This is a genomic window from Delftia sp. DLF01 (genome assembly GCF_014852125.1).
Classification (GTDB): Bacteria; Pseudomonadota; Gammaproteobacteria; order Burkholderiales; family Burkholderiaceae_C; genus Comamonas; species Comamonas acidovorans.
On the sequence record NZ_JACVAZ010000001.1, the window covers coordinates 939,437 to 960,621 of the forward strand.

19 protein-coding genes are annotated in these 21,185 nt (G+C 66.2%); 8 read left to right on the plus strand and 11 right to left on the minus strand.

All coding sequences use genetic code 11. From position 1 onward, the window contains the following. The first annotated feature begins 163 nt into the window (after nt 1–163). Both IB269_RS04050 and IB269_RS04055 read left to right on the plus strand, forming a co-directional pair. Nucleotides 164–1,879 (plus strand): cyclic peptide export ABC transporter, encoded by a 1,716-nt coding sequence (locus IB269_RS04050; RefSeq protein ID WP_192366462.1) that lies wholly within the window; start codon nt 164–166, stop codon nt 1,877–1,879. A 21-nt stretch (nt 1,880–1,900) separates the two neighbouring features. Beyond that, a complete protein-coding gene (locus tag IB269_RS04055) occupies nt 1,901–2,755 on the plus strand; it encodes a N(5)-hydroxyornithine transformylase PvdF (protein WP_065345038.1) in 855 nt (284 codons plus the stop codon). Nucleotides 2,756–2,893: 138 nt separating this feature from the next. Here IB269_RS04055 and IB269_RS04060 read toward each other — a convergent pair whose 3' ends face one another. The 3 genes from IB269_RS04060 to IB269_RS04070 all read right to left on the minus strand — a co-directional run bounded on the left by IB269_RS04060 (nt 2,894) and on the right by IB269_RS04070 (nt 5,679). Then, nucleotides 2,894–3,652, minus strand: a complete 759-nt coding sequence (locus tag IB269_RS04060) for a 3-hydroxyacyl-CoA dehydrogenase (protein WP_013801611.1) — start codon at nt 3,650–3,652, stop codon at nt 2,894–2,896. A 131-nt stretch (nt 3,653–3,783) separates the two neighbouring features. After that, nucleotides 3,784–4,830 carry a Fe(3+) ABC transporter substrate-binding protein gene (locus IB269_RS04065; RefSeq protein ID WP_012206542.1) on the minus strand — a complete coding sequence of 349 codons (1,047 nt, stop codon included), beginning with the start codon at nt 4,828–4,830 and terminating at the stop codon, nt 3,784–3,786. Between the two features lie 300 nt (nt 4,831–5,130). Beyond that, nucleotides 5,131–5,679, minus strand: coding sequence for a phasin family protein (locus tag IB269_RS04070; protein ID WP_013801612.1), 549 nt, complete (start codon nt 5,677–5,679; stop codon nt 5,131–5,133). A gap of 323 nt (nt 5,680–6,002) precedes the next feature. Here IB269_RS04070 and IB269_RS04075 point away from each other — a divergent pair, with 323 nt between their 5' ends. From IB269_RS04075 to IB269_RS04100, 6 genes are all read left to right on the plus strand, one after another. Then, nucleotides 6,003–6,464 carry an acyl-CoA thioesterase gene (locus IB269_RS04075; protein WP_192366463.1) on the plus strand — a complete coding sequence of 154 codons (462 nt, stop codon included), beginning with the start codon at nt 6,003–6,005 and terminating at the stop codon, nt 6,462–6,464. A gap of 115 nt (nt 6,465–6,579) precedes the next feature. After that, on the plus strand, nt 6,580–7,800 hold the full coding sequence (gene pncB / locus IB269_RS04080) for a nicotinate phosphoribosyltransferase (RefSeq protein ID WP_012206539.1): 1,221 nt from the start codon (nt 6,580–6,582) through the stop codon (nt 7,798–7,800). Between the two features lie 61 nt (nt 7,801–7,861). Beyond that, nucleotides 7,862–9,289, plus strand: coding sequence for a sodium:proton antiporter (locus IB269_RS04085; RefSeq protein WP_192366464.1), 1,428 nt, complete (start codon nt 7,862–7,864; stop codon nt 9,287–9,289). 37 nt (nt 9,290–9,326) lie between these two features. Continuing rightward, the gene (locus IB269_RS04090) at nt 9,327–10,334 is read left to right on the plus strand and encodes a 2-hydroxyacid dehydrogenase (RefSeq protein WP_192366465.1); all 1,008 of its coding nucleotides are present in this window, start codon (nt 9,327–9,329) and stop codon (nt 10,332–10,334) included. A 110-nt stretch (nt 10,335–10,444) separates the two neighbouring features. Continuing rightward, nucleotides 10,445–11,935 carry a DNA recombination protein RmuC gene (locus tag IB269_RS04095; RefSeq protein ID WP_192366908.1) on the plus strand — a complete coding sequence of 497 codons (1,491 nt, stop codon included), beginning with the start codon at nt 10,445–10,447 and terminating at the stop codon, nt 11,933–11,935. Nucleotide 11,936: 1 nt separating this feature from the next. Further along, nucleotides 11,937–13,118, plus strand: a complete 1,182-nt coding sequence (locus tag IB269_RS04100; protein WP_013801618.1) for an MFS transporter — start codon at nt 11,937–11,939, stop codon at nt 13,116–13,118. Nucleotides 13,119–13,187: 69 nt separating this feature from the next. Here the strand turns inward: IB269_RS04100 and IB269_RS04105 are convergent, their stop codons facing one another. The 8 genes from IB269_RS04105 to IB269_RS04140 all read right to left on the minus strand — a co-directional run bounded on the left by IB269_RS04105 (nt 13,188) and on the right by IB269_RS04140 (nt 21,120). After that, on the minus strand, nt 13,188–14,057 hold the full coding sequence (locus IB269_RS04105) for an LOG family protein (protein ID WP_013801619.1): 870 nt from the start codon (nt 14,055–14,057) through the stop codon (nt 13,188–13,190). 242 nt (nt 14,058–14,299) lie between these two features. Further along, complete coding sequence (locus IB269_RS04110) at nt 14,300–14,683, minus strand: monovalent cation/H(+) antiporter subunit G (protein WP_012206533.1); 384 nt, start codon at nt 14,681–14,683, stop codon at nt 14,300–14,302. Next, on the minus strand, nt 14,680–14,958 hold the full coding sequence (locus IB269_RS04115) for a K+/H+ antiporter subunit F (RefSeq protein ID WP_012206532.1): 279 nt from the start codon (nt 14,956–14,958) through the stop codon (nt 14,680–14,682). The genes IB269_RS04110 and IB269_RS04115 overlap by 4 nt, the downstream gene beginning before the upstream one ends. Then, nucleotides 14,955–15,446, minus strand: coding sequence for a Na+/H+ antiporter subunit E (locus tag IB269_RS04120; protein WP_013801620.1), 492 nt, complete (start codon nt 15,444–15,446; stop codon nt 14,955–14,957). Before IB269_RS04120 ends, IB269_RS04115 begins: the two co-directional genes overlap by 4 nt. Continuing rightward, a complete protein-coding gene (locus tag IB269_RS04125; RefSeq protein WP_012206530.1) occupies nt 15,443–17,239 on the minus strand; it encodes a monovalent cation/H+ antiporter subunit D in 1,797 nt (598 codons plus the stop codon). The genes IB269_RS04120 and IB269_RS04125 overlap by 4 nt, the downstream gene beginning before the upstream one ends. Then, entirely contained in the window at nt 17,236–17,601 is a 366-nt protein-coding gene (locus tag IB269_RS04130) for a Na+/H+ antiporter subunit C (RefSeq protein WP_012206529.1), read from the minus strand. Before IB269_RS04130 ends, IB269_RS04125 begins: the two co-directional genes overlap by 4 nt. Beyond that, a complete protein-coding gene (locus IB269_RS04135) occupies nt 17,601–20,579 on the minus strand; it encodes a monovalent cation/H+ antiporter subunit A (protein ID WP_192366466.1) in 2,979 nt (992 codons plus the stop codon). The genes IB269_RS04130 and IB269_RS04135 overlap by 1 nt, the downstream gene beginning before the upstream one ends. Before the next feature lie 139 nt (nt 20,580–20,718). Further along, nucleotides 20,719–21,120: a ComEA family DNA-binding protein gene (locus IB269_RS04140; protein WP_192366467.1), complete on the minus strand. Its 402-nt coding sequence runs from the start codon at nt 21,118–21,120 to the stop codon at nt 20,719–20,721. Nucleotides 21,121–21,185 lie beyond the last annotated feature (65 nt).

Sequence of the window (21,185 nt, forward strand, 5' to 3'; positions counted from 1 at the left end):
CGCAGGGCGGCGGAATTTGTTCATCGCCTGGGCGGTGAACATTTTTGGCGCACGCACGTCTTGCAGGGAGTAGGAAGCGCTCGCCGTGCGCCGCGCTCCAGGAAACGCCGGGCCGCGCCGGCATTGCAAGGTCATGCGCCCACGGGCGCCAGAGGAATCCCTTATGGAAAACGCCAGCCGACCGCCCTCCGAGGTACTGCGCCTGCTCAGGCCCTTCCTGCCGTGGATGGCGCTGTCCGTGGTCACGGGCATTTGCGCGGGTGGGGCCACGGTGGCGCTGCTGGCGACCATCAACCAGGTGCTCAACCGCCCCGGTGGGCTGGCGGGCGGGCTGCTGCTGACCTTCATCGCCCTGTGTGCCACCGTGCTGGTGTGCCGGGCCACGTCGGACATGTCGGGCAATTTCGTGGGGCAGCGCCTGGTGGCGCAGCTGCGCAAGGAACTGGCCAGCAAGATCCTGGCCGCGCCCATCGATGCGCTGGAGCGCTACCGCACGCACCGCCTCATGCCCGTGCTCACGCAGGACGTGGACATGATCAGCGACGTGGCCTTTGTGCTGGCCTCCAACGTGATTGCCCTGGCCATTGCGCTGGGCTGCCTGGCCTACCTGGCCCTGCTGTCGCCGCCGCTGTTTGCCATGCTGGTGGTGGCGCTGGTGCTGGGCGTGAGCCTGCAGGCGCTGGCGCAGTCACGCGGCGTGGCGGGGTTCTGGAAGGCGCGCGATCACGAGGAAGTGCTGCACAAGGCCTACCGCGCCATCAGCGAAGGCGCCAAGGAGCTGCGCATGCACCGCGCGCGCCGGGGCCGCATCTTCGACGGGCAGATTGGCTCCACCGTGGATGCCATCCGCCGCATCAACAGCCGCGCCATCAACACCTATGTGCTGGCCTCGGCCTTCGGTTCGGCGCTGTTCTTTCTGTTGATCGCCCTCATCCTGGGCTGGGCCGCGCTGCGCACCACCGAGCCCGTGGTGCTCAGCGGCTTCGTGCTGGTGCTGCTGTTCCTCAAGGGCCCCATGGACCAGATCGCGGGCGCGCTGCCCAACCTGGGCCGTGCCAAGGTGGCGCTGCAGCGCATTGCCGACCTGTCGGCGCGCTTTGCCAGCCCCGAGCCGCACCTGCACCTGGACAGCCCGCCCGGCGAGGTCCGCCTGGACCACGGCCTGGAGCTGCGGGGCGTGCGCTATGCCTTCGATGCGCCCGAAGGCGGCAAGGCCTTCGAGATCGGCCCCATCGACCTGAAGCTGGGCAAGGGCGAACTGGTCTTTGTGGTGGGCGACAACGGCTCGGGCAAGACCACGCTGATCAAGCTGCTGCTGGGCCTGTACGCGCCCCAGCAGGGCGAGATCCTGCATGACGGCCAGCCGGTCACGGCCCTGGCGCGCGACGACTACCGCCAGCTGTTCACCACGGTGTTCTCGGACTTCTACCTGTTCGAGGACCTGGTGGCCGGCGGCGAAGAGGGCCAAGCCGCCGCGCTGCCCGAGGCCGCGCTGCCCTACCTGCAGCGGCTGGAGATCGCCCACAAGGTCAGCGTGCGCAACGGCAGCTTCAGCACCATCGACCTGTCCACCGGCCAGCGCAAGCGCCTGGCCCTGGTCCACGCCTATCTGGAGGGCCGGCCCGTGCTGGTCTTCGACGAATGGGCGGCCGACCAGGACCCGAGCTTCCGCCACCTGTTCTACACCGAGCTGCTGCCCGAGCTGCGCGCCAGGGGCCACCTGCTGGTGGTCATCTCCCATGACGATCGCTACTTCCACCTGGCCGACCGCATCGTGCGCATGGAGGCCGGCCGCATGGTCCTGCCGCAAGACGGGGCGCAGCCGGTGGCGGCCAGCCCGGCCGGACTGGCCAGTCAAGGCGCGCTGGCCGACATCTGAATTCCTGCTGAATCCACGAACATGGCAAAGACAAAACTCGTCTACATCTGGTCCCTGAGAAACGCCGCCGCCGACCAGGCCGGCCAGCACATCGCCTACAAGGGCGCAACGCGCTACATGAAGTCGCCGCTCGAATACCTGGGCGAGTTGCTGGACACCAGCCCGCTGGGCGATATCTACAGCCTGGAGGCCGTGATCCACGACGACGACGAGGCCTCGCCGCGCGACCGCGAAAAAATCGGCGACTATGGCTTCAGCTACCAGCCGGGCGGTCGCTGGTTCTATCCGCCGGACCTGCGCATCCAGGGGCGCAGGGTCAATGACCTGCTCATGGCCGTGCCATCCTCCTACCGGCGCCTGCCGCTGAACGATCCGCAGCGCGCCGCGGGCAAGCAGATGTTCGAGGCGCAACTGCAGGACAGGCTGGTGCAGCTGGGTGCCGAGCGGGTGGTGCTGGACGGCCTGCTCGTCATCCTGGACCGGCTCGTGCGGCCCGGGGCCCTGTTCCACCGCAGGATCGCCAACATCCACCCCGGCATCACGCGGCTGGAATCACCCTATGAACGCCGGGGGGCCTGTGCCACGCTGGACGCGCTGCATGGCGCGCAGGGCTACAAGATCGTGGACTGGAAGACCATGGAACAGCGCCCGGTCCCGCCCCTGTTCAAGACCGGCGCATCCTTTCACTACGTGGACAACGGCATCGACTCCGGCGAAGTCATCGCCGACGTGCTGGGCACCGACATCGATCCCGAAGACACCATCCTCGAACTGCGCTGGAACAACTTCCAGCACAGCCTGTTCCCTGCATTGCGCAAGGGGCTGGAGATGATGGCCAGAGCGCCTGCAGACACGCCTGCAGACACCACGGTGTGACAACGCGCGTATCTCAAAAACCGGCACGGCCCAAAGCGAGGGACACCGAGCAAGGGCCGCCCCGCCGCGAGGGTGTCGTCCCCCTCCCTCGCGAAGCGAGAAAGAGAGGGGGAAGCGGCGCAGCCGCTCAGGGAGTGCTTACTTCGGCGCCAGACGAATGGCCCCATCCAGCCGGATCACCTCGCCATTGAGCATGTCGTTGTCCAGGATGTGGCGCACCAGCTTGGCATAGTCCTGGGGCGTGCCCAGGCGGCTGGGGAAGGGCACGCCGGCGGCCAGCGCGTCCTGCACTTCCTGCGGCATGCCGAACAGCATGGGCGTGCCGAAGATGCCGGGGGCAATCGTCATGTTGCGGATGCCGTTGCGCGCCAGATCACGCGCAATGGGCAAGGTCATGCCGACCACGCCGCCCTTGGACGCCGCATAGGCCGCCTGGCCGATCTGGCCGTCGTAGGCCGCCACGCTGGCCGTGGAGATCAGCACGCCGCGCTCGCCCGTGCTCTCGGGCTCGTTGGCCGACATGGCGGTGGCGGCCAGGCGGATCATGTTGAAGCTGCCGATCAGGTTGACCGTGATGGTCTTGGAGAACAGCGCCAGGTTGTGCGCGCCGTTCTTGCCCACGGTCTTCTCGGCCGGCGCAATGCCTGCGCAGTTGACCAAGCCTGCCAGCTTGCCCAGGCTCACGGCCTTGTCCACCACGGCCTGGCCATCGGCCTCCTGGCTCACATCGCATTTGACGAAGACGCCACCGATCTCGCGCGCCACCGCCTCGCCCTTGTCCGCCTGCATGTCGGCAATCACCACCTTGCCGCCCTCGGCAGCCAGCATGCGCGCCGTGCCTTCGCCCAGCCCGGAGGCGCCGCCCGTGACGATGAATACCCGGTCCTTGATCTGCATGGAATGTCTCCTTGGTTATCTGACGTTGACGTAAACGTAACTCTCAAATTATGCATGCAGCCCCGGCCGCAGCCATGCCGCGCCCAAGAAAAAGCCCGGCAGTGCCGGGCTGGTGATGGGCGCGATGGGGGTTACTGGAACCCGGCGCGGTCCAGCATTTGCTGGACCTTGGTCATGTTCTTGCCCACGGCCGTGATCGGGATGGTCTCGCTCTTGAAGGGCTTGCCGCCGGTCATTTCCTTGAGTGCGGGGTTGTCCAGTTCCACGCCCTTGGCTGCGGGCCACTCGTTGTTGCCGTTGGCAAAGTAGTTCTGGGCGGCGGGGCTGGCCAGGTACTCCAGGAACTTGACGGCGTTGTCCTTGTTCTTGGCATGGCGTGCCACGGCGCCGCCTGCGATGTTCAGGTGCGTGCCCCAGCTGGACTGGTTCGGAAAGACCACGCCGATCTTGCCGACCACGGCCTGGTCCTCAGGCTTGCCCGAGCGCATCATGCGCGCCAGGTAGTAGCTGTTGGTCACGCCGATGGTGCATTCGCCCGAGGCCACGGCCTTGATCTGGTCGGTGTCGCCACCCTTGGGCGGGCGGGCCAGGTTGGCCTTCATGCCCTGGATCCAGCCTTCGGCCTTCTGGTCGCCCATGTGCTCGACCACGGTGCCGAACAGGCTCAGGTTGTAGGGATGCGAGCCCGAGCGGATGCACAGCTGGCCCTTGAACTTGGGGTCGGCCAGCGATTCGTAGTTCTGCACGTCGGCGGGCTGGACCTTGGCCTTGTTGTAGACGATGACGCGGGCGCGTGTGGACAGGCCGAACCAGCTGATGCCATCGGCCGTGGGCTGGGCGCGCAGGTTGGAGGGGATGGCGTCTTCCAGCAGCTTGGAGTGGATGGGCTGGAACAGGCCATCGACCTCGCCGCGGTACAGGCGTGCGGCATCGACCAGCAGGATCACGTCGGCCGGCGAGGCCTGGCCCTCGGCCTTCAGGCGCGCAATGATGCCGGCGTCGTCGCCGTCCACGCGGTTGATCTTGATGCCGGTGGCCTTGGTGAAGCCGTTGTACAGCTCCTCGTCCGTGGAGTAGTGGCGCGCGGAGTAGAGGTTGACGACCTGGGAGTCGGCAATGGCTGTGCCGGCAGCCACCAGGGCGCAAGCGGCAAACAGGGCTTTCAGGGATTTCGACATGAAGACAGGCCTCTCTTTGTTGGCAAAGCGCGATGATAGGTCAAACGCGAATTGTTCTTAATAAAGGGTGGGGCCCGTCTAAGGGCTTGTGCGCGGTGGTCCCTGGTGGGCCGTGAGCCAAGGCGCGCGAAAAGCGCACGAAAAAAAACCCAGTCCAAAGACTGGGTTTGAAAGGATCCAGAAACGGGGGTTTCAAGAGGATCCAAGGAGACAACTGGTCAGGTCTTTCGACCCGGGATGCGTGCAATTATGCGGGTAATCACTGATTCTTGCACGCAGCCCCGTTGTAAGACAGCGTGATCAACGCTTGCGGGTCTGGGCCGACTGGACGGCTTCGTTGGCGGTGTTGGTCACGGCCGTGAAGTTGGCTTCCGCCAGGTCCGAAGCCTGCTTGACGGCCTTTTGCACCGACTCGAAGGCATTGTTGGCAGCCGACACGGCGCTCTTCATCACGGCAACGGCGGTCTCGGAACCGGCGGGTGCGTTCTTGGCCGTGGTGTCCACCAGGGCGCTGAAGTTCTTTTGCAGGTCGGAAGCCTGGCTTTCGAAGGTCTTGGCCAGTTCGGCGCCGGTGCCGCTGGCGATGTCGTACAGGTGACGGCTGTAGGCAGCGGTCTTTTCAGCCAGGGGCTGGAACAGGTTGGCCTGCAGCGACAGCAGTTCCTGTGCGTCCTTGACGCTCAGGACAGCCTGGGTGTGCTGGGCAGCTTCGGTCAGTGCGGCGCGCGAGGCGGTCACATTCAGTTCCACCAGCTTTTCAACGCCTTCGAAGGCCTTGCTCGTCAGGCCGAACAGGGTTTCCAGGTTGGCCTTTTGTGCGCTCAGGATTTGGTCAGGGGTCAAGCTCATGTCAGTCTCCAGAAAAACGGACCACAGGGGTCTCAGGTTACGGGGAATTGCCTGCGCTGACCTGACTGAGTGTCATGTTGCAGTGCAGCATGGGTCTTATTGTAGGGATTGCAAAAAAGGAATCAAGTACCTGATGCTGCGGTGCAGCAAAAAAATTCGGAAAGCTGTGGGTTTTTTGTAAGTCTTTGATTTTGAATTGGTTTTATGTCGGTTTGACGACATTTTTCAGTTGGCATGCTTACTCGCTTGGCGAGTGATTGACCGCAGTGCGCGTCGTGATGGCGACAGTGGCCGGGGACAGGGCGCATTCGGCCGGCGGCACAATGGCCGCCATGAATGAATCGCCCCCGAGCCGCCCCGCGCCGCAGCCCCGTTCGGCCTATGCGGCATTCCGACGCATCAGCACGCGCTGGTCGGACAACGATGTCTACGGGCACGTCAACAACGTCGTCTATTACAGCTGGTTCGATACGGCGGTGAATGCCCATCTGATAGAGCAGGGCGCGCTGGACATTCATGCGGGCGAGACGATAGGACTGGTCATAGAGACCCAATGCAATTACTTCGCCCCGCTGGCTTTTCCGCAGGAGGTGGAGGCCGGCATCCGCGTGGCCCGCATCGGCGGCTCCAGCGTGCGCTACGAGGTGGGGCTGTTTGCGCAGGGTGAGCCGCTGTCGGCCGCAGCCGGGCATTTCGTCCATGTCTATGTGGACCGGCAGACGCGCCGGCCTGCCCAGATTCCGCAGGTGCTGCGCCGGGTGCTGGAGCCGCTGCTGCGCGGTTGATGGCGTTCGGGGCGCATGCAAGGCGCCCGCTCGCAGCGCGGCGGCGTGTGGATGGCCTACACTCGAAAGCTGTCTGCCATCTGACCGCTTGGGCGCTTACCGCCCGGCTCTGTCCATGATCATCACCAGCCTGCTCGATACCGACCTGTACAAATTCACGATGATGCAGGTCGTGCTGCACCAGTTTCCCGGGGCACAGGTCGAGTACCGTTTCAAGTGCCGCAATCCCGGCGTGCAGCTTGCGCCCTATGTGAACGAGATCCGGGCCGAGATCCGCTCGCTGTGCAGCCTGCGGTTCCAGGATGCAGAGCTGGCCTACCTGAGCTCGCTGCGCTTCATCAAGAGCGATTTCGTCGATTTCCTGAGCCTGTTCCACCTCAACGAGAAGTGCGTCACGGTGCAGGCGCTGCCCAATGGCGAGATCGACATCACCATCCGCGGGCCCTGGCTGCACACCATCTTGTTCGAGATTCCCGTGCTGGCCATCGTCAACGAGGTGTACTTCCGCAACACCCAGCCGGTGCCCGATTTTCCCGAGGGCCGGCGCCGGCTGGATGCCAAGATCGCGCTGCTGCAGCAGCCGGGCCTGGAGCAGCTCAAGATTGCCGACTACGGCACGCGCCGCCGCTTTTCGCGGGCCTGGCATGAAGAGGTGCTGCGCGTGCTGTGCGCACGCCTGGGCCGGCCCGGCGCATCCGCGGAGTCCGAGGGGCAGTTCGCGGGTACCAGCAACGTGCTGTATGCCATGAAGCTGGGCGTGCGGCCCCTGGGCACGCTGGCCCATGAATACCTGCAGGCCTGCCAGTCGCTGGGTCCGCGCCTGCGCGACAGCCAGATCTTCGGCTTCGAGTCCTGGGCGCGCGAGTACCGGGGCGACCTTGGCATTGCGCTGTCGGACGTCTACGGCATGTCGGCCTTCCTGCGCGATTTCGACCTGTACTTCTGCAAGCTCTTCGATGGCGCGCGCCATGACAGCGGGGACCCGTTCGAGTGGGGCGAGCGGCTGCTGGCCCACTACCGCGCCAACCGCATCGACCCGCTGACCAAGACGCTGATCTTCAGCGACGGCCTGACGGTGCCGCGCACCATCGAGCTGTTCCAGCGCTTCCATGGGCGCTGCCAGCTGGCCTTTGGCATCGGCACCAACCTGACCAATGACCTGGGCGACGCGCCCGACCATGTGCCGCTGCAGATCGTCATCAAGATGACGCGCTGCAACGGCCAGCCCGTGGCCAAGCTCTCGGACACGCCGGGCAAGAGCATGTGCGACGACGAGAAATACCTGGCCTATCTGCGCCAGGTGTTCGAGATCGCGGCGCCCGCGGCACAGACTTGATCGCTGCGCGGCCCGCTGCCAGGAGGGGACAGTGAATACAGAACAAAGAGGAGACGGGACCATGAAGGCCTTGCGTGGATTGTTGGTGCTGCTTGTCGCCTGCGTGCCCTCCTGGGCCCTGGCGGCCGAGATCGATGGCGGCCAGCTGTCGGTGCTCTGGGGCGTGCCCTTTGCGGGCATGCTGCTGTCGATTGCCCTGGTGCCGCTGGCGGCGCCCCATTTCTGGCACCGGCATTTCGGCAAGTTGACGGCGGCCTGGGCGCTGGCCTTCCTGCTGCCCTTTGCAGCGGTGTTCGGTGCGGGTGCGGCCCTGGCCAACCTGGTGCATGCGCTGCTGGCCGAGTACCTGCCCTTCGTGATCCTGCTGACGGCGCTGTACACGGTGTCGGGCGGCATCTATGTGCGCGGCAATCTCAAGGGCTCGCCGGGGCTGAACACGGCCATCCTGGCCATCGGCGCCGTGCTGGCCAGCTTCATGGGAACCACGGGCGCCTCGATGCTGCTGATCCGGCCGCTGCTGCGCGCCAACGACAACCGCAGGCACCAGGTGCATGTGGTGGTGTTCTTCATCTTCATCGTCTCCAATGCCGGGGGCTCGCTGACGCCGCTGGGCGACCCGCCGCTGTTCCTGGGCTTTCTCAAGGGCGTGGACTTCTTCTGGACGGTGCGCCACATCTTCACCGAGACCCTGTTCCTGGTCGGCGTGCTGCTGGCGCTTTTCTACGCGATCGACACCTGGCTGCTGCGCAAGGCCGGCGAGGCGGACCTGCCCGATCCCACGCCCAGCATCGACGCCTCGGGCCGCGCCAGCCGCCTGGGCTTCGATGGCAGCGTGAACTTCGCGCTGCTGCTGGCCGTGGTGGCCCTGGTGCTGATGAGCGGCCTGTGGCGCACCGATGCAGGGCTGGTGCTGGCCGGCACGCATGTGGGCCTGCCGGGGCTGGTGCGCGATGCGGGCCTGATCGTGGTGGCGCTGCTGTCCCTGCGGCTCACGCCGCGCAGCGTGCACCAGGCCAACGAATTCGGCTGGGGGCCGATGCAGGAAGTGGCCAAGCTGTTCGCGGGCATCTTCCTGACCATCATCCCCGTGATCGCCATGCTCAAGGCGGGCACGGGCGGGCCGTTCGGCGCCATCGTGGGCGCCGTCACGCGCGCCGACGGCACGCCCGATCCGCTGATGTACTTCTGGGCCACGGGCCTGCTGTCCTCCTTCCTCGACAACGCGCCGACCTACCTGGTGTTCTTCAACACCGCAGGGGGCGACGCCGCGCAGCTGATGACCACGATGGCCTCCACGCTGGCGGCCATCTCCGCGGGCGCGGTGTTCATGGGTGCCAACACCTATATCGGCAACGCGCCCAACCTGATGGTCAAGGCCATTGCCGAGGAGCGCGGCGTGAAGATGCCCAGCTTCTTCGGCTACATGGCCTGGTCCCTGGGCATTCTGGTGCCGCTGTTCGTATTGATGAGCTTCATCTGGTTCCTCTGAAGAACCGCCTCCCGCCAAGACAAGGAAAGAGACAGACATGGCAAGCAAACTCCGCATCCTGATCGCCCGCGCCATCCCGCCCGAGGTGGTGCGCAAGCTGGAGCAGCACTTCGAGGTCGAGTCCAATCAGGACGACGTGGTCTGGAGCCCGCAGGAGCTGGCCGCGCATCTGCAGGACAAGGACGGCGTGCTGACCACAGGCTCGCAGACCATCGATGCGGCACTGCTGGCGGCCTGCCCGCGGCTGAAGGTCGTGGCCAACATGGCCGTGGGCTACAACAACTTCGACGTGCCTGCGATGACGGCAGCGGGCGTGCAGGGCACGAACGCGCCCGACGTGCTGACCGAGACCACGGCCGACTTCGGCTTCGCCCTGCTCATGGCCACGGCCCGCCGCGTGACCGAGAGCGAGCACTACCTGCGCGCCGGAAAGTGGAACTCCTGGCGCTACGACCTGTTCGCCGGCTCGGAAGTGCACGGCAGCACGCTGGGCATCATCGGCATGGGCCGCATCGGCCAGGGCATTGCCCGGCGCGGTGCGCATGGCTTCGGCATGAAGGTGGTCTATCACAACCGCTCGCGCCTGTCGCCCGAGCTGGAAGCCGAATGCAAGGCCGGCTACGTGGGCAAGGACGAACTGCTGGCCATGGCCGACCATGTGGTGCTGGTGCTGCCCTACACCAAGGAAAACCACCACACCATAGGCGCGGCCGAGATCGCCAGGATGAAGCCCACGGCCACGCTGATCAACATCGCGCGCGGTGGCATCGTCGATGACGCGGCGCTGGCCAGGGCGCTGCGCGACAGGACCATTGCCGCCGCCGGCCTGGACGTGTTCGAGGGCGAGCCCTCGGTCCATCCCGAGCTGCTGACCGTGCCCAATGTCGTGCTGACCCCGCACATCGCCAGCGCCACCATGGGCACGCGCAGCGCCATGGCCGAGCTGGCAGCCGACAACCTGATCGACTTTCTGAGCGGCAAGGGCCCGCGCACGCCCGTCAACCAGCCCGAGGCGGCGGCCGCAGGCGCGCGCGCCAAGGCCTGAGTGCCGTATCCCGACAATCGCGGGAAAGCAGGCCCTGGCCGCTTCCCGCTGCATGGAGCTGAAGCAAGATCTTGACCCAGATATCCGGAGTGTGGTGGGCGGCATGGGCCGTGCTGCTGTTGGGGCAGGCAGCCGTGATCTGGCTGCTGTGCAGGCGCTCGGCGCAGCGCGATGACGGGGTGGCGCCGCAGCAGTTGCTGCAGGCGCTGCAGATGCTGGATGTGCGGCTGCAGCAGCTCGAGCGCGGCGCCCAGGCCACGCAGATGGCCGTGGCCAAGAGCGACGGCGGTCTGGACCGCGTGTCGCAGCAGCTGCAGGCCCATCTGGCCCAGGCCCAGCTCGATGCCCAGGCGGCGCGGCGCGAGCAGGGCGAGGCGCTGGCGGCCTTTCGCATGGAACTGGGCCGGCTCACGGTGCGCCTGGCCGCCGACAGCGCACAGGCCCGCGAGGCCCAGGGCGAAAGCACGCAGCGCTTCAACGCCCATGTGCAGGAGCGCTTCGAGGCGCTGGCGCAGACCACGCGCAGCACGCTGGACTCCCTCAAGACCGACATCCAGCAGCAGCTGGGCGGGCTGGCGCAGTCCAGCCAGGTCCATGCCGAACAGCTGCGCGGCACGCTCAATGAGCGCCTGGCCACCATCCAGTCGGACAACGCGGCGCGGCTGGAAGAGATGCGGCGCACGGTGGACGAGAAGCTGCATGCCACGCTGGAGCAGCGCCTGGGCGAATCGTTCAAGCTGGTCAGCGACCGGCTGGAGCAGGTGCACAAGGGCCTGGGCGAGATGCAGACGCTGGCCGGCAGCGTGGGCGACCTCAAGCGCGTGATGACCAATGTGAAGACGCGCGGCACCTGGGGCGAGCTGCAGCTGGGCGCCATCATCGAAAACGTGCTCACGCCCGAGCAGTACGCGCGCAACGTCAAGACCGTGCCCGGCAGCGACGACATGGTGGAGTTCGCCATCCGCCTGCCCGGACGCAGCGACGAGACGCCGGTCTGGCTGCCCATCGATGCCAAATACCCGGTCGAGCAGTACCAGCGCCTGCTGGACGCCCAGGATGCGGCCGACAAGGCCGCCATTGCCTCGGCCGGCAATGCCTTCGAGGCATCGATCAAGTTCGAGGCCCGCAAGATCCATGGCAAGTATGTGAGCCCGCCCCACACCACGGACTTTGCCGTGCTCTACCTGCCCACGGAAGGCCTGTTTGCCGAGGTCATGCGCCGCCCCGGCCTGGTCGAGGCCGTGCAAAACGGCTGCCGCGTGATGGTCACCGGCCCGGCCAACCTGGCTGCCATGCTCAGCAGCCTGCAGATGGGCTTCAAGACGCTGGCCATCGAAAAGCGATCGTCTGAGGTCTGGGCCGTGCTGGGCCAGGTCAAGACCGAGTTCGCCAAGTTCGGCGAAGTGGTGGATGCCACGCGCAAATCCATCGATGCCGCCGCCAAGCGCTTCGAGCAGGTGGGTGTGCGCACGCGCGCCATCCAGCGGCAATTGCGCGATGTGCAGGAGCTGCCCGCGCCGGCCTCGAGCGCAGGGCTGCCCGGTCTGCCGGACGACAAGGACACGGCGGCAGGCATGGAGCCAGGGTCGGAGCAGGACTGAGATGAATCTGGCGCTGTTCAAAGTCATCATGGCCCAGGTCAGCGTGCACGCCACCATGGCCGGCATGCGGCTGGCCGCGCCTTTGCTGGCGCTGCAGCAGGGCTACAGCGCGGCGGCCGTGGGGATCTTGCTGGCGCTGTTTGCGCTGACCCAGGTGTTCCTGGCGCTGCCGGCCGGGCGCTTTGCGGACAAGCATGGTTTTCGCAAGCCGTTTTTCCTGTCCATGCTGGCGGCCAGCGGCGGCTGTGCGCTGGCGCTGGCGTTTCCGGTCTATCCCGTGCTGTGCCTGGTGGCGCTGCTGACGGGCGGTGCCAGCGGCGCGGTGGTGATTGCCGTGCAGCGCCATGCGGGGCGGGTCACCCACGATGCGTTGGCGCTCAAGAAGGTGTTCAGCTGGCTGGCCATAGGCCCGGCCATCTCCAACTTCATCGGGCCTTTCAGCACCGGACTGCTGATCGATCACGCGAATTTTGGCGGCGAGGGCAGCACCATGGGCTACCGCGTCGCCTTCGGCCTGCTGGCCCTGGTGCCCGTGCTGGCCTGGAGCTGGGTGCGCCACACGCAGGAGCTGCCGCCCGTGCGTGCGCCCATCGGCGGTCCGAAGCAGCATGCCTGGGATCTGCTGCGCGACCGCAACTTCCGCAACCTGCTGCTGGTCAACTGGCTGCAGTCGGCGTGCTGGGATGTGCACACCTTCGTGCTGCCGCTGCTGGGCCATGAGAAGGGGTTGAGCGCCTCGGTCATCGGCACGCTGCTGGGCATTTTTGCCGTGGCGGCCGCCGCCATCCGCCTGGCCATGCCGCTGGTGGCCGAGCGCCTGCGCGAAGGCGCCGTGATCTCCGGCGCCATGGCCATCACCGCCTTCGTCTTTGCGCTGTACCCCTTCATGGACTCGGCACTGACCATGGGCGTGTGCTCGGTGCTGCTGGGCTTTTCGCTGGGCTCGGTGCAGCCCATGGTCATGAGCATGCTGCACCAGATCACGCCCGAGCACCGCCATGGCGAGGCGCTGGGCCTGCGGCTCATGGCCATCAATGCCTCCAGCGTGGCCATGCCCGTGCTGTTCGGCTCGGCGGGGGCGCTGATCGGCGTGTCTGCGCTGTTCTGGGTGGTGGGCGCGGCCGTGGCCTCGGGCATCCGCACGGCCTGGTTCATGGGGCTGCCGCCGCGCAAGCCGGAATGAAAAAGGCGACCTGCGCCTTGGTGCGCAGATCGCCTTGCGATGCGGTGGCGGCCTGCCGGCCGCTGCGGCTTACCAGCCGCCAGCGTGGAACTGCTTGATCAGCGCCCAGGCCTCCACCGGATCATCGGTATAGCGGAACAGCTGCAGGTCCTTGGGCGAGATCGTGCCTTCCTCGATCATCAGGTCGATGTTGAGCAGCCGCTTCCAGAACTCGGTGCCAAAAAGGATCACGGGCACGGAATGCGTCTTGCCGGTCTGCATCAGGGTCAGCACCTCGAACAGCTCGTCCAGTGTGCCGAAGCCGCCGGGGAAGGCCACCAGGGCCTTGGCGCGCATCATGAAATGCATCTTGCGCAAGGCGAAGTAGTGGAACTTGAAGCTCAGGTCCGGCGAGATGAAGCGGTTGCCGTTTTGCTCGTGCGGCAGCTCGATGTTCAGGCCGATGCTGGGTGCGCCCACATCATGGGCGCCACGGTTGGCCGCCTCCATGATGCCGGGGCCGCCGCCGGTGCAGATATAGAGGCGCTCCTCGGGCGGCTGGTTCAGGCTGTCGGCGGCCACGATGCGCGTGAAGGCGCGGGCCTGCTCGTAGCGGTGGGCGTTGCGCACGGCGCGCTCGGCCACTGCAATGCGCTGTGCATCGCCGCTGGCCTGCGCGTCGGCCAGTTGCTGCTCGGCCTGCTCCAGGTCCACGAAGCGCGCGCTGCCATAGACCACGACGGTGTTTTCTATGCCGCGTTCGATCTGCGCCAGGTCGGGCTTGAGCAGCTCCAGCTGCATGCGGATGCCGCGGGTCTCGCGGCGGAACATGAATTCCGGGTCCGCGAAGGCGAGGCGATTGGAATTCTGCTGCAATGCCATGCCGTTGTGCGCCTGGTTGTGAAGGGCCGACCAGCCGTTGGCCAGATCGGTATCGGTCAGGGGGGAAGAGATTTGCATGAACCCTCGTACACAGAAAAACCCAGGGCGGCCACGCCTGTGGCCGTTCCATTAAATGCGTTGCCAGCGCAGATGATGACTGCACTATACGCTCACAAACTCATAGCCGCGGGGCTCGCGTATCCGTTGCTTTGCGCATTGACGGGGCCGGTGGCAGATTCGTATGCTGAGCAGTTGGGCAGGGCTTTGGCCTGGGCCCGCCACAAGCAATGGGCGGGCATTTTCAGGCGCCGCAAGCGATTTCAGACGTCCGGGTGCTCGGCCGGTTCGTTGCGCACGACGGTGCTCAGCGGCGGCGGCACGTCCTGGCCCGCACGGCGTGCGCGGAACAGGGCTGCGCGCATCAGGAAGATGGTGGTGATGGGCACGGTCACGGAAATGAAGACCGCAATCAGCAGCGCATGCACGGCCAGGCTCTGGCCGCTGACGGAAAAGTAGATCCAGGTGGCATGCATGATCAGCCAGCAGCCCATGGTGGCGATGATGGAGGGCGCATGCACGCGCTCGAAATAGCTGCCCAGCCGCCACAGTCCCATGGAGCCCAGGAAGGCGATGATGGCGCCGCCCAGCGCCAGCGCGGCAACCAGGATCTGGCACCACAGCGGCAGTGTGGTCTCCGGCGTCATTCGATCACCTCGCCGCGCAGCAGGAACTTGGCCATGGCGGTGGAGCCCACGCAGCCGAACAGCGCGACCAGCAAGGCCGCCTCGAAGTAGCTTGTGCTGTCGTAGATGATGCCCATGAGCAGCATGGCCAGCATGCCGTTGAGGTACATGCAGTCCAGCGCCAGCACGCGGTCCTGGGCGTGCGGGCCCTTGAGCAGGCGCAGCACGGCGCAGCCCATGGCCGCGACCAGCAGGCCCAGCGCGAACATCAAAGTCCAGTGGAACCAGGGCATCATTCGAAAATCTCCATCAGGGGGCGCTCATAGCAACGCTTGACGTGCTGGACGATCTCCTCGGGATCATCGACCTCCAGCACATGCAGCATGAGCTGCGAGCGGTCGCGCGAGATCTCGGCCCAGGCCGTGCCGGGCGTGATGCACACGATCATGGCGAGCACGGCCAGGCCGTTGGGGTCGCGCAGTTCCAGCGGGATGCGCACGAAGTTGGCCGGGTGCTTGCGCATGCCCGGAAACAGCATGAACCGCACGACGTTGAAGTTGGACAACGAGGTGTCCCAGACCACGCGCAGCGCCAGGCGCAGGATGGTCAGCGGATGGCGCACCCGCACGGGCAAGGGGCGCAGGCCGCGCAGCAGCAGCGGCAGCAGCAGGCCCAGCAATGCGCCGAGCAGGATCTGTCCACTGCTGAACGAACGGTTGAGCAGCAGCCACAGCAGGAACAGCGCCACCGACAGCAGCGGCGCGGGCAGCAAGGTTTTCATCATCGGGAATCCTCCTTACCCGCCGTCGTGCCTGCATCGCCTATGCCTGCGGGTATGGGCGCGCCACTGGCCTGGGCCGCGGCGCGTGCCGCGCCTTCAGGGCCGGCTTCCAGGCGGGCCTTCTTTTCTGCCGGGCTGGGCTCGGGCTGCGTGCCCATGACGGAGCGCACATAGACATCGGGCGCCAGCAGCGCATCCGCTGCGCGCTGTGTGTAGCCCATCAGTTCGCCGCCGCGCATCGTCAGTGCCACGCAGCAGGCCAGCAGCAAGGCGATGGGCAGGCCTTCGACCACGCGCAGCGAGGGGGAGTTCTGCTCCTCGGTCGCCCAGAAGTGGCGTATGCCGGCGCGCACCAGCGACAGCAGGGCCAGCAGCCCGGTGATGATCATCAGCGCCACCAGCACCCAGCCGGCCCAGCCGGCCTGGAAGCCGCTGGAGTTGCCCAGGCCCAGCGGGTTGAGCAGGGCAGACAGCATGGCGAACTTGCCCACGAAGCCCGACAGCGGGGGCAGGCCGGTGACCACCAGGGTGGCCAGCATGAAGCTCAGGCCGATGAAGGCGGCCGCTGCGGGAATGGCGCGGCCGATCAGCACCTCTTCGGATTCGTCAAGGTTGAATCCCTCGGTGGGAAGCAGTTCGGCGTTGAGGAAGGGCGCCTCATCGTCTTCATAGGGCTCGCCCGCGTCGTCGTCCACGCGCCAGCGGTCCACCACGTCGGCAATCAGGAAGAGCGCGCTCACGGCCAGGGTGGAGCTGGGCAGGTAGTACAGCAGCCCCGCCGTCAGTGCATTCTGGCCAAAGCCCGTGGCAGCCAGCAGGGTGCCTGAGGACAGGATGGCCGCAAAGCCCGCGATATGCGTCAGGCGCTGCGAGCCCAGCATGCCCAGGCCGCCGAAGGCCATGGTCAGCATGCCGCCGACGATCAGCCAGGTGCTGCCGAACAGGGCGGAGGACCCGGCCTCGGAGCTGAACAGCAGCGTCCACAGCCGCAGCACCACGTAGACGCCCACCTTGGTCATGAGTGCGAACACGGCACCGACGGGCGCGGTGGCCGCGCTGTAGGCCGGCACCAGCCAGAAGTTCAGCGGCCACATGGCCGCCTTGGTCAGGAAGGCGATGCCCAGGATGGCCGCTGCCGAATGCAGCAGCCCGCGGTCGGCACTGCTGATCTGGGGAATGGCGCGCGCCAGGTCGGCCATGTTCAGCGTGCCGGTCAGGCCGTAGAGCATGGATACGCCGATGAGGAACAGCGACGAGGCGGCCAGGTTGATGGCGATGTAGTGCAGGCCCGCCTGGATGCGCGCCCGGCCCGAGCCATGCAGCAACAGGCCGTAGGAGGCCGCGAGCATGATCTCGAAGAACACGAACAGGTTGAACAGGTCCGCCGTGAGGAAGGCGCCGCTCAGGCCCATCAGCTGGAACTGGAACAGCGAGTGAAAGTGCATCCCCGCGCGGTGCCAGCGGGCGCTGGAGAAGATCAGCGAGGCCAGGGCCACCGTGTAGGTCAGCACCAGCATCATGCCGGTCAGGCGGTCCAGCGCCAGCGAGATGCCGAAGGGCATGGGCCAGTTGCCCGGCATGTAGACGCCCAGGTTGACGGGTGCGCCGGCCTGGTCGGTCCACAGCATCAGCAGCACGGCCACGCCCAGGCCCAGCACGGTGGACACCAGGCCGAGGGCGAACTTCACGCGCTGGCGCTCCTCGCGCAGCAGCAGCATCAGCGCTGCCGAGAGCATGGGCAGCACGATGGGCGCCAGCATCAGGTGCGGCATGAGACGGGCGGTCAGCTCGTTCATGGCATCTCCTGCTCGGTGCGGGAATGGGCTCCGTCCACATGGTCGGTGGCGGTGGTGCCGCGCGAGGCCAGCAGCACCACCAGGAACAGCGCCGTCATGGCAAAGCCGATCACGATGGCCGTGAGCACCAGCGCCTGGGGCATGGGATCGGCATAGTGCGCGAGATCCTGCGGTACGCCGGCCCGCAGCACGGGCTCCTTGTCAATGGCCAGGCCCTGGCGGCCCATGCTGAAGATGAACAGGTTGACTGCGTAAGACAGCAGGGCCAGGCCCATGATGACCTGGTAGGTGCGTGGGCGCAGCAGCAGCCACACGCCCGAGCCGGTCAGTACGCCGATGGCAATGGCAAGCACGACTTCCATCAGAAACCTCCTCGTGCAAGCGCTGCAGCGGTGGCCTGCTGCACGGCGGCTTCGGCCTCCTCGGCCTGTTGTTGCTGCTCCTCCAGCAGGCGGGCGTGGTAGCGGTGGCTGCGCACCGATTGGTGGGCGATGGCCGTCAGAATGAGCATGGTCGCGCCCACCACCAGTGAGAACACACCGATGTCGAAGAACAGGGCGCTGGCGAGATGCACGTCGCCGACGACTGGCAGGGTCATATGGAAGGTGTGGCTGGTGAGGAAGGGATAGCCGGCCACGATGGAGCCCATGCCGGTACCCAGTGCGAACAGCAGGCCGACACCGATCCATCGGCGCGGGAAGATCGGCAAGTGGGCCTCGACCCACTGCGTGCCGGAGATGATGTACTGCATCAGCAAGGCGACCGAGAACACCAGGCCGGCGACGAAGCCGCCTCCGGGTTCGTTGTGGCCGCGCATGAAGATGTAGACCGAGACCAGGGCCGCGAAAGGCAGCAGCAGGCGGACCAGCACGGCGGGCACCATCAGGTAGCCCACGGCCGTATCGCCGGCATTGCGCGGATTGAACAGATCGGTCTGCAGGTCGCCTGGCACGTAGCGCTGCTGTTCGGGCAGGTCCAGCGTCTCGCGCGCCGGGCGAAAGCGCCGCAGCAGGGCATAGACCACCAGGGCCACGATGCCCAGCACCACGATTTCGCCGAAGGTGTCGAAGCCACGGAAGTCCACCAGCATGACGTTGACCACATTGGTGCCGCCGCCGTCGCTGAGCGCATGTTCCAGGAAGAAGGTGGAGGCGCCGTCATAGAAGGGGCGGCTCATCATGGCGAAGGCCAGCCAGGCCATGCCGCCCCCTGCCACCAGCGACAGCAGAAGGTCGCGCATGCGGCGCGAGCGCGCACGCAGCTCGGCGGACAGCACGGGAATGTGCAGGCTCTTGTCGCGCTTGGGCATCCAGCGCAGGCCCAGCAGCATCAGCACCGTGGTGGCGACCTCGACCACCAGCTGGGTCAGCGCCAGATCGGGCGCCGAGAACCACAGGAAGGTCAGGCAGGTGCACAGGCCGGCACCGCCCAGCATGATCAGCGCGGTCAGCCGGTGGTACTTGGCCTTCCAGGCCGTGCCCAGGGCGCAGAGAATGCCCACCGACCACAGCAGCACGAAGGCGGGCGACAGCGGCAGCATGCCCCGATCGCCCAGCTTGATGCCCTGCAGCCACAGCGGCAGAACGCCCGCCAGCACGGCGGTGCAGACCAGCCACAGCATCTGCCACTGCAGGCGCATGGTGGACAGGCGCCGGCGCGACCAGCGGCCCAGCAGGGACAGGCGGGCCAGCAGGTTCTCGAAGATGCGCTGGCCGCTGAGCGTGCCCACCAGCGGTGCGGTATCGATGTGGCCGGCCTGGCGCTGCCAGCGCAGCAGCATGTACAGCAGGATGCCGCCAATCAGGGCGACCAGGCTCATGATCAAGGGCATGTTCCAGCCGTGCCAGATGGCCAGGCTGTACTCGGGCAGATCGCCGCCGACCACGGGCGTGGCGGCCGCTGCGAGGAAGCTGCCCACCGCCCACGCCGGCAGCATGCCCACCACCAGGCAGGCCAGCACCAGCAATTCGACGGGCACGCGCATCCAGTGCGGCGGCTCGTGCGGCTCGTGCGGCAGGTCGGTGGCCTTGGGGCCGAAGAAGACGTCAATGGTGAAGCGCAGCGAATAGGCCACGCTGAACATGCCCGCCACCGTGGCGGCCACCGGCAGGGCCGTGCGCACCCAGGGGGCAGCGTCCAGATAGACGGTCTCGGCGAAGAACATTTCCTTGGACAGGAAGCCGTTGAGCAGCGGCACGCCCGCCATGGCCGCACTGGCCACGCAGGCCAGCGTGGCCGTGATGGGCATCATGTGCCGCAGGCCCGAGAGGCGGCGGATGTCGCGCGTGCCGCTTTCATGGTCAACGATGCCTGCGGCCATGAACAGCGAGGCCTTGAAGGTCGCGTGGTTCATGATGTGGAACACCGCAGCCACGGCGGCCAGCTTGCTGTTGAGGCCCAGCAGCAGCGTGATCAGGCCCAGGTGGGAAATCGTCGAATAGGCCAGCAATCCCTTGAGATCGTGCTGGAACATGGCCAGATAGCCACCGATGAGCAGCGTTGCCGCGCCGGCTCCGCCCACCAGCCAGAACCAGGCATCGGTGTCACCCAGCACGGGCCACATGCGCGCCAGCAGGAACACACCCGCCTTGACCATGGTGGCGGAGTGCAGGTAGGCCGACACCGGCGTGGGCGCGGCCATGGCGTGCGGCAGCCAGAAGTGGAAGGGGAACTGCGCGCTCTTGGTCAGTGCGCCCAGCAGGATCAGCACCAGGGCGACCAGGTACAGCTGGTGGTCGCGCACCTGCTGGCCGGCGATGAGCACGTTGTCCAGGTCATAGCTGCCCACGATGTGGCCCAGCACCAGCATGCCGGCCAGCATGGCCAGGCCGCCCGTTCCCGTCACCGTCAGCGCCATGCGCGCGCCCCGGCGTGCATCCTTGCGGTGGTGCCAGTATCCGATCAGAAGAAAGGAGAAGAGGCTGGTCAGCTCCCAGAAGAAGGCAATCTGGATGATGTTGCCCGACAGCACCACGCCCGCCATCGCGCCCATGAAGGCCAGAAAGAACGAGAAAAAGCGCGGCACGGGATCGGCCGGCGACATGTAGTAGCGCGCATAAAGCACCACCAGCGAACCGATGCCCAGCACCAGCATGCAGAACATCCAGGCAAAGCCGTCCATGCGGATCACCAGATTCAGCCCCAGTGCCGGCAGCCACTCGATCTCCTGGCGCAGCACCTCTCCATCGGCGATCTGGGGGAACAGCAATGCCGTCTGGATGGCGCAGCCGAGGGCAATGACGCCGGCCAGCGTTGACTCCGTATTGCGCGCATTGGCGGGCAGCATTGCGGCAATCAGGCTGCCGATGAAGGGTAGGATGATGAGGGTGATCAGGGGCATGGGCGGTTCATTTTACGGGCAAGGTTTTTTGCTTCGCTATGAAAACCTGAGCATGTTTCAGGCTATGGCCGCGCATACCCCGAGGGTAGTACGCATGAAAAACCCGCCGAAGCGGGTTGGATAGAGACAGTTGGCGTACTCAGGAGGCCGCGCCGGCCTTGGCCGGCGTGGCCGGTTTGGCGGCCTGGTCCTTGGTCGGCTTGGCGCCTTTGGCTGCCGTGTCCTTGGTGTCCTTGGACGCCGTGTCCTTTGCCTCGGGCTTGGTTCCGTGGCCCTTGTAGCTGGTGCCATTGACCGTCAGGCCGTCACCCGAGAACTTGGCGGCGGTCGGTTCGCCCACGCCTTTGACGCGGGCAATGAAATCGGGCCAGTCCTTGAAGGCGGAGGATTTGCGCTCCTCGAGAATGCGTGCCGACATGGCCGGGCCAATGCCCTTGATGGATGTCAGTTCGGCTTCATTCGCCTTGTTGACCTCCACGGCAGCCAGGGCCATCACGGACCACAGCAGTGCAATGAAGCCAGCCATCAGTTTTCTGAACATACAAACCTCCTGATCCCAAAATGTTGAGGGCCGCAACATTGCGACCCAGAGGCATCTTATGCAGG